4 protein-coding genes and 1 pseudogene are annotated in these 6984 nt (G+C 52.7%); 2 read left to right on the forward strand and 3 right to left on the reverse strand.

What is annotated here, in order from left to right; genetic code table 11:
- Positions 1-312 precede the first annotated feature (312 nt).
- Entirely contained in the window at positions 313-987 is a 675-nt protein-coding gene (locus GV827_RS21490) for a hypothetical protein (RefSeq protein WP_164356065.1), read from the forward strand.
- A gap of 572 nt (positions 988-1559) precedes the next feature.
- On the opposite strand, the pseudogene GV827_RS21495 reads toward GV827_RS21490, so the two are convergent.
- The 3 genes and pseudogenes from GV827_RS21495 to GV827_RS21505 all read right to left on the reverse strand — a co-directional run.
- Positions 1560-1880: pseudogene (locus GV827_RS21495) on the reverse strand (transposase); the annotation flags it as partial.
- 224 nt (positions 1881-2104) lie between these two features.
- Complete coding sequence (locus tag GV827_RS21500) at positions 2105-3400, reverse strand: adenylate/guanylate cyclase domain-containing protein (RefSeq protein WP_164356067.1); 1296 nt, start codon at positions 3398-3400, stop codon at positions 2105-2107.
- A 359-nt stretch (positions 3401-3759) separates the two neighbouring features.
- Positions 3760-5427, reverse strand: coding sequence for an ABC transporter substrate-binding protein (locus GV827_RS21505; RefSeq protein WP_164356069.1), 1668 nt, complete (start codon positions 5425-5427; stop codon positions 3760-3762).
- 643 nt (positions 5428-6070) lie between these two features.
- On the opposite strand from GV827_RS21505, the gene GV827_RS21510 reads away from it, so the two are divergent.
- Complete coding sequence (locus GV827_RS21510; protein WP_164356072.1) at positions 6071-6640, forward strand: adenylate/guanylate cyclase domain-containing protein; 570 nt, start codon at positions 6071-6073, stop codon at positions 6638-6640.
- Positions 6641-6984 lie beyond the last annotated feature (344 nt).

Below are 6984 nucleotides of genomic sequence, written 5' to 3' on the forward strand. Positions count from 1 at the left end.
CAGCCCTTCTGCATGGCCGCGCAGGGCCGCGTGAAAATATCGCTGTTCGGTTTCGTAAATTTACAAACTCGTTGTCACAAGACGTCGCAACACCTAACTTAGGAGAATAAGTTCAAACCTTTTACTCTGGCTAATTCGTCTAAATATGCCTTCCCGGGCGACGGTCAGAAATATCCGTACGTCGTCCCAGTTCATCCCTTCCCTCCGGTCTGTGCTAAATTGCAACCCTGTTGTCGAATTTTTTGGACCACCCAAAAAGGCGAATAGAAAATAGTTACCCTGAATACGCCTTCACAAGCTTAAGGAATAATTATGCCCAGTGATGTAGAAACAGTCGAATATAAAGTCAAAAAGAACGATAATCTTTGGAATATCGTTAAAATGGCAGGGTTTCCACCAAAGGATTGGAAAAAAATACTCACGGCCGACTATAATAAAGATTTCGTCAAAAAGCTAAATAAGGAAAATAGATCTGCAGATAAGATATTTGCTGGTGATATAATTTTTCTTCCGAAATTTAATTCAAAAGACATTGCGGAAGCATACAAAAGCATCAAGGAAAAGAGATTGGAGCTTGGAAGCAGCCTCAAGAGCCTTAATGAATTTGATCGCATTACTAGTCAGTTGAGGGATTTAAAAGATGATGATCTGAAAAGTAAAGTTAAGGCTTTGAAGGCTCTCACGAAGAAGTATAAAGAGACGAGAAAGAGAATTTTGAACGCGACCAAACCGGGTGCAGGTGAACCTATTGGGTATAAGTTAGGGAAGGCGAAACTAGGTAATGATCTGAGGAAGAGTGAGGGAGTTTATGCAATGGGAGATGAAATCGTTAAAATGGAAAAAAATTTGAAAACTTCAAAATTTTCATATTTACTTGAAACAACTATAGTGAAGGCAACGAAATTACAGAAACTTATTAATGTTACTGCAAAAGAACTTCAGACGAATGAAGCGGAGCTGTCAAAAATGCTGAAAAATCCCTATTAGTAGGACCATAGATCTGCGTTATTTGAGTAACTTTCGTCGTGGACCTCCCCCTATGAAGTGGTCCGCCACTATAGTTAGAAAAGCGGAGGACCAGAGTTGGCCATTGCCCCGCTATGACCACATCGAATGGCTGGTCTGGCGAACATCGCTGCGCCGTCGAACCTTATCTACTTCAACTGCGAACAAATGCTGCATGAGCAATAGCCGCGCCCGCAACAGGCCACTCTGTCCGCAACTGAAACATCGGACACGCCCGCCGCGAACGGCAGGTTTGAAATTCGATCCATCGAACCTCATTGAACGGCCGCTTTGGAGAAGATGTGCTGCATTCCCGCGACACGGGTGCCGTCTTGACCTTTCGGTCTTGGAGGTTTTCGCTGCGTATGCATCAGGCTGCTTTGTCCGCAGAGCAGTCGTTACTGAAGAAGGCAGCGAACGTCCGCTAAAGACTTCTTGGCCACGCGTGGTAGGTTTGGCGTGGAGGAGAAGCAAAATTGCATTCAGTATGCGTGATCAGATGGACAGTATGTCCGATGCTAAATTCAACGAAGCGATGAGCCTAGGGTCAGGACTTATAGCCAATAGATGACGATTGCCGCGAGGGCGATTGCTGAGAGGAAGACCTTTGGGCATCTGTCGTATCGGGTTGCAACGCGCCGCCAGTCCTTGAGCCTGCCGAACATGATCTCGATGCGGTTCCGGCGTTTGTACCGGCGCTTGTCGTATTTGGCTTGGGTCTTTTGCTGCTTCTGGCCGGGGATGCAGGGACGTATCCCTTTGTCTTTCAACGCTTCTCTGAACCAGTCGGCATTGTATCCGCGATCACCAAGCAACCAATCGACATCTGGCAGGCTGCTCAACAACGCCCGTGCGCCGATGTAGTCGCTGACCTGTCACAATCGGCTCACAGCCGTCGTTCCGGGGTCTGTAGACCAACTACTGATCCGAACAACCGAATGTCCGGGCATCGGGTCACGCCGCTGAAAGCGTTGAATTTTCTGTGTTTCGGGAATGACCGCTTACGGAGCGCAGTCCAAGCTTACCCCGCTGCGCCGCCGCAAGTCCGCTCTGAGCCCATACCAGTAATTGGGTTGAGTGCCGCCAACGTCCGGTTTTCTCACGATGTAGCACCACCGATCAGCCTGAAAATCTCAAGCGGCTCGCGGAGGCCTTTCAGAGACAGCTCTCCGCGCGACTCGATCCGAAAAAGGTCCTCAATCGCTATCGCAGCCTTCGGACTCAGCAATATCTCACCATCTTGGGCTTCATCGCAAAGACGCGAGGCAAGGTTGATTGCAGTGCCGGAAGCCGTGTAGTCAAATCGGCCTTCGAACCCCACCAATCCAACCGTTGCATATCCGAGCGATATGCCGACACCGAAGCCCAGCTTGTAGCCCAAACGCTTCCATTTTTTGGCAAACTCCGCCATTCGAGCACGCATCGCAAGTGCCAGCCGTACCGCGTCTCCTGCCGGATCATCACAAGGCAGCGGATCGTTGAACAGAACCATAATACCATCGCCCATACGGTGATCGACACCGGCACTGTGGGCATTGATCAGCTTGCCCATTTCTTCATGATACGTCTGCAAGACCTCGATGGTTTCTTCCGGCTCCGCTGTTTCGCAAAATGCAGTGAAACCGCGAATATCGCAGAATAATACGCCCAGTAACGCACGATGGCTGGACAACATCTTGTCCGCGCCCTGACTGATCACTGTCTCTGCCACGGCCGCTGGCAAGAACCGCTTGAGCCGTCCCACACGTTCGATTTCGCCCACCTGTTCGCTGACCCGCTCGCTGAGTTCATCATTCAAGATTTCCAGTGCTTTGAACTGTCGCACGTTCTCAATGGCGATCACCGCTTGCCTGCCAAAAGACTCGATCAAAGTGACTTCCTCGTCGGAGAACGCCCGCACTTCTTTACGGTGCAGACTGATACACCCAAAAGCAATTCCGTTCTCCAGCAGCGGCACAATCAACCGACTGCGCATTCCGACCTTGTCCACCAACTTTTTAGCTGTGGGGTCGCCATTCAAGTAATATGGGTCATCCCGATTGTCGGCAATATTCATCGTGCGCGAGTCTCGATAACACTGACCCATGGCCGAAACGTTTTCCCGCGGAAATTCTAAACCAACAGAGACCAGAGCTTCGCCCTTTTGGTCTTGGTTTTGGGCAATGCTTGCCAGCCTCGTGGCGTCACCTGCAGAATTCAACAGCCATAATCCAGCGCCTGCTGCATCGCACAATTTGACGGAATTCTGAGTTATAGCATCCAGTACCGGCTGTTCGTCGTGCCGGTTCTGGCTGATAACTGCAAGAATTTCCCGACTTGCGGCTTCCTGCTCACGCAACCTATCGACTTCAGCTCGCAGGCTGACATTTTCGTCTTCCGTTGTTCGGTCCTGCATCCGCGCTGCTCCGATATCTTCTTCCTTTATAAACAGAGACGGTCGGAAGAAGTGTGACTATCTTGCTCTCGAAGTGGAAAAGGCGTCAATTTCCCTGTGTAAGATTGCCTGACCCGTCGCGCCCCTTCCGCGATCCAGCAGCTCTGTTTTGGGCCCCGGCCCGAAGTGCGCCGTCAGTGTGACGCCTATCGGCCCAATACCCCGAGACATCTGTCAGCACCGCGCACAATCCGAGGCGCTCGTCGATCTCAAGGCACACCGACCCACGCGCCGAAAGCTGTGACGAGACCATCATTGAAAAGCAGCAGACAAGAAAGGGTGGCGACATGCACGGCCCTTTCTTCATGAATTTTGTCAGACTACATGGTCCAGGCCATCCTTGCAGGGTGGTATTCGAACCCGATATGGTGCTCTGCGCCAACCAATCCTTCTTTGGTATGGTTGTAAAGCGACCGCCAGTAGGGTTGGATCGTAACCCCCTCCGACTGGATCATGGCTTCGCCTTCCATCATCAGCTTGCGACGGGCTTCGAAATCAGGCGTTGCCAGCGCTCTTTCCAATAGCGCGTCGAAGTCGGGATTGGCCCAGCCAAATTCGTTCCACGCCGCGCCGGAACGATAGGCTAGCGCCCAGATTTGCACACCCAAAGGTCGTGCATTCCAGTTGGTCGAGGAGAACGGATACTTCGTCCAATTGTTCCAGAAAGTCGACCCAGGCAAGACTGTCCGCTTGACCCTAATTCCTGCATCACGCAACTGGGCTGCCACCGCATCAGTGGTGTCCTTTCGGTATGAGTCGTCGATGGAGAACAGCTCATGCTCGTAATCACCCATGCCTGCTTCTTCCATCAGTGCCTTAGCTGCAGCGGGATCACTCTTGCGCGGCGGAAGTTCGGCATACTCCGGGTGCATTGGACCGACATGGTGGTTTTCCGCAACTAGTCCGCGCCCAGCATAGCCAAGCTCAAGCAGCACAGCGTTGTCCACCGCCATGCTTATGGCCTGACGCACGCGCAGGTCTTCGTAGGGGCGCTTGCCATCAACTTCGGCCAGCTGGTTTGGCCGGATCACGATGGTTGCAGCGGTTGCAATGCTGTTTTCATTCCAACCGTACAATGTGCCGAAGATGTCAACGAATTCACCATCGATGCCATAGGTTGCGTCGATCTCGTCGGCGTCGGCTGCTGCGACAGTCGCCGATGGGTCTGTGCCATAATCAATGTATTCCAGCCGATCAATGTAGGGACCGCCGTAAACATCAGTTCCCCACCACCTGAAGTCGGAATTGCGAACGAGCACACCCTTGACGCCAACCTCAAGCAACTCAGGCAGATAAGGACCAGTGCCGATCGGGTTTTCCAGCATTGTCTCAGGATCAAAAGACGAATGCACAATAGCAGCAGGATAATCGGCCATTCCCGGGATCAAAGTAATATCGGGACGCGGCAGCATCAGCTTTACGGTGTGGGCATCGACCACGACGATCCCACCATCGATAACTTTGCCGCTCGCTTCATCGATCAGGGTCGCAAAACGGCCTGCCATTGAGTTGCCTTCAACGTTCTTGTCACACCATGCAGTGATATTGCGAGCCACGTCGTCAGCAGTGAAGTCGTCGCCATTGTTCCACTTGACGCCTTTGCGAACATTCAACGTGTATTCAGTGGCGTTGTCATTGAGTTCCCAACTTTCCAGCAGGGCGGGCGTGAATGTACCGTCATTTTCCCAGATCGCCAGATACTCCAGCCAGCCACGGCTGAAGTTTGCAATCTGTGACCAGTCATAAGTGCGTGGGTCTTTCAGGGCGCGTACTGCCATCTGCATGCGGACGGTGCCGCCTTCTTTGTGGGCTGCGGCTTGGACGGGTGCTGCCATGCCCAGCATCTCGTAAGCGGTCGCGGCGGTGGCACCAAATGCGCTGGCGAGAGCCAGAAACTCGCGGCGGTTCAAAGGATTCTTCTTCACTGCCTCCGCAGAACCCAGAATTGACTGCGGCAGCGGCTTACCGGTGCGTGTAAAAAAACTCATGATCTTCCTCTCAGTTAGATGCGCCAGCCAAGTTTTGGGCGGTCACGATCTCCCGGACTATTGCCAGGCCGCAGTGGGTGATGGGGTTGATCTCATGTTATCCGGCATTCCCTTGAAAGAACACCTTCCTGTACAAAAGGCAGCAGCTTTGCTCTTTGATCAGTGCGCGCTGTGCCTTGGTTCGAGTGCCTGAACGGCGGGTTTGTCCGCAACTCGGTCATAACTAGGATTTCAACGAGCGTCCGCTGTTTGCAGAACCTAGACCTTCGAAGGGTTATATTGATACACCATCATTTAGGAGATTATTCAAGCGAAAGACCGGACTGACCCCTGCGGAACACCGAAAGATGTTCGGCGAGTCACGGTTCTCGAACTATTCCTGAAGAGCCGAGCTGGATACACTTTGCTTGGCATCGGTAGACCTAGACGAACTGGATACGGGAACCGCGGGGCGTGCTGAACTCAGGAAAACAAGGTAAAAGGTATATGCTTGCGGGCTAGCGCACCACGCCAGTTCGGTGTTGGAAATCAAAAACGTTGTCAAAACCATGCTCAGCGGGGCATTTCTTGCAGCGAGGACGGCAAAGGCAGCGCGCAGTTTGTCACTTGTCCGCACACCACAAGGCAAGGCCGAGGACTCAAGATGGCTTCACAACGCAACAGACGACTGGCAGCAATTCTCGCGGCAGATGTGGTCGGCTATTCGCGGTTGATGCGGGCAGACGAGGAAGGAACGTTTGCGGCTGTTGAAGAGTTGCGCGAGCGCATGCTCTCTCCGGCGGCAAAAGAGCTTTCTGGCCGTCTGTTCAAGTCCATGGGGGATGGTTTTCTGCTGGAGTTTTCCAGCGTTGTCGCCGCCATCCGCTTCGCCATGGCGGTTCAAACCGAATTGAAATCATGGAATGAACCCAGACCTAAGGCACAACAGGTTCATTTGCGTATGGGTTTAAACGTCGGCGACGTCATTGCGGTCGACGGTGACCTCTATGGCGATGCGGTCAATGTTGCCGCACGACTGGAAGCGATCGCCGATCCTGGCGGCATCTGTATCTCGGAGACCGCGCTCCATCAACTTGGGGACAATGTCACGCTGGAAACCGAGGATCTCGGCAATCGTGCGCTAAAGAACATCGAAACATCTGTGACCCCCGATTTCAGCTCACGCAGTATGTTCAGTGTGCCTTCTTCATCAGCCCCCATCATGCGGCTGTAGCCCACGATGTCTGCGGCCATGACGGCTGCTAGCCTACGCTCCATCAAGCGGTATCAGCTCCCTTCCTAATTATTTTGCGAGCCTGTGAAACTCGAACCCTCAGTCCGCTGAGAAACATTACATCTGCCTCGTATTCGATCAAGGCGAGGCGCTTGCTAAATCTTCAGAGAGTACGCCTCTAAATGCTAGCTAGACTGAGGTATGCATCGTCTGGTTTGGGCTCAGAGCGGACTTGCGGCGGCGCAGCGGGGTAAGCTTGGACTGCGCTCCGTAAGCGGCCATTCCCGAAACACAGAAAATTCAACGCTTTCAGCGGCGTGGCCCGATGCCCGGACATTCGGTTG

The sequence above is a fragment of the Sulfitobacter sediminilitoris genome, assembly GCF_010667575.1.
In the GTDB taxonomy this organism is placed as follows: Bacteria; Pseudomonadota; Alphaproteobacteria; order Rhodobacterales; family Rhodobacteraceae; genus Sulfitobacter; species Sulfitobacter sediminilitoris.

Coding starts and splice junctions, on each gene's coding strand:
- GV827_RS21500 (WP_164356067.1), bottom strand. CDS start 3,400: ATGCAGGACCGAACAACGGAAGACGAAAATGTCAGCCTGCGAGCTGAA.
- GV827_RS21505 (WP_164356069.1), bottom strand. CDS start 5,427: ATGAGTTTTTTTACACGCACCGGTAAGCCGCTGCCGCAGTCAATTCTG.
- GV827_RS21510 (WP_164356072.1), top strand. CDS start 6,071: ATGGCTTCACAACGCAACAGACGACTGGCAGCAATTCTCGCGGCAGAT.
- GV827_RS21490 (WP_164356065.1), top strand. CDS start 313: ATGCCCAGTGATGTAGAAACAGTCGAATATAAAGTCAAAAAGAACGAT.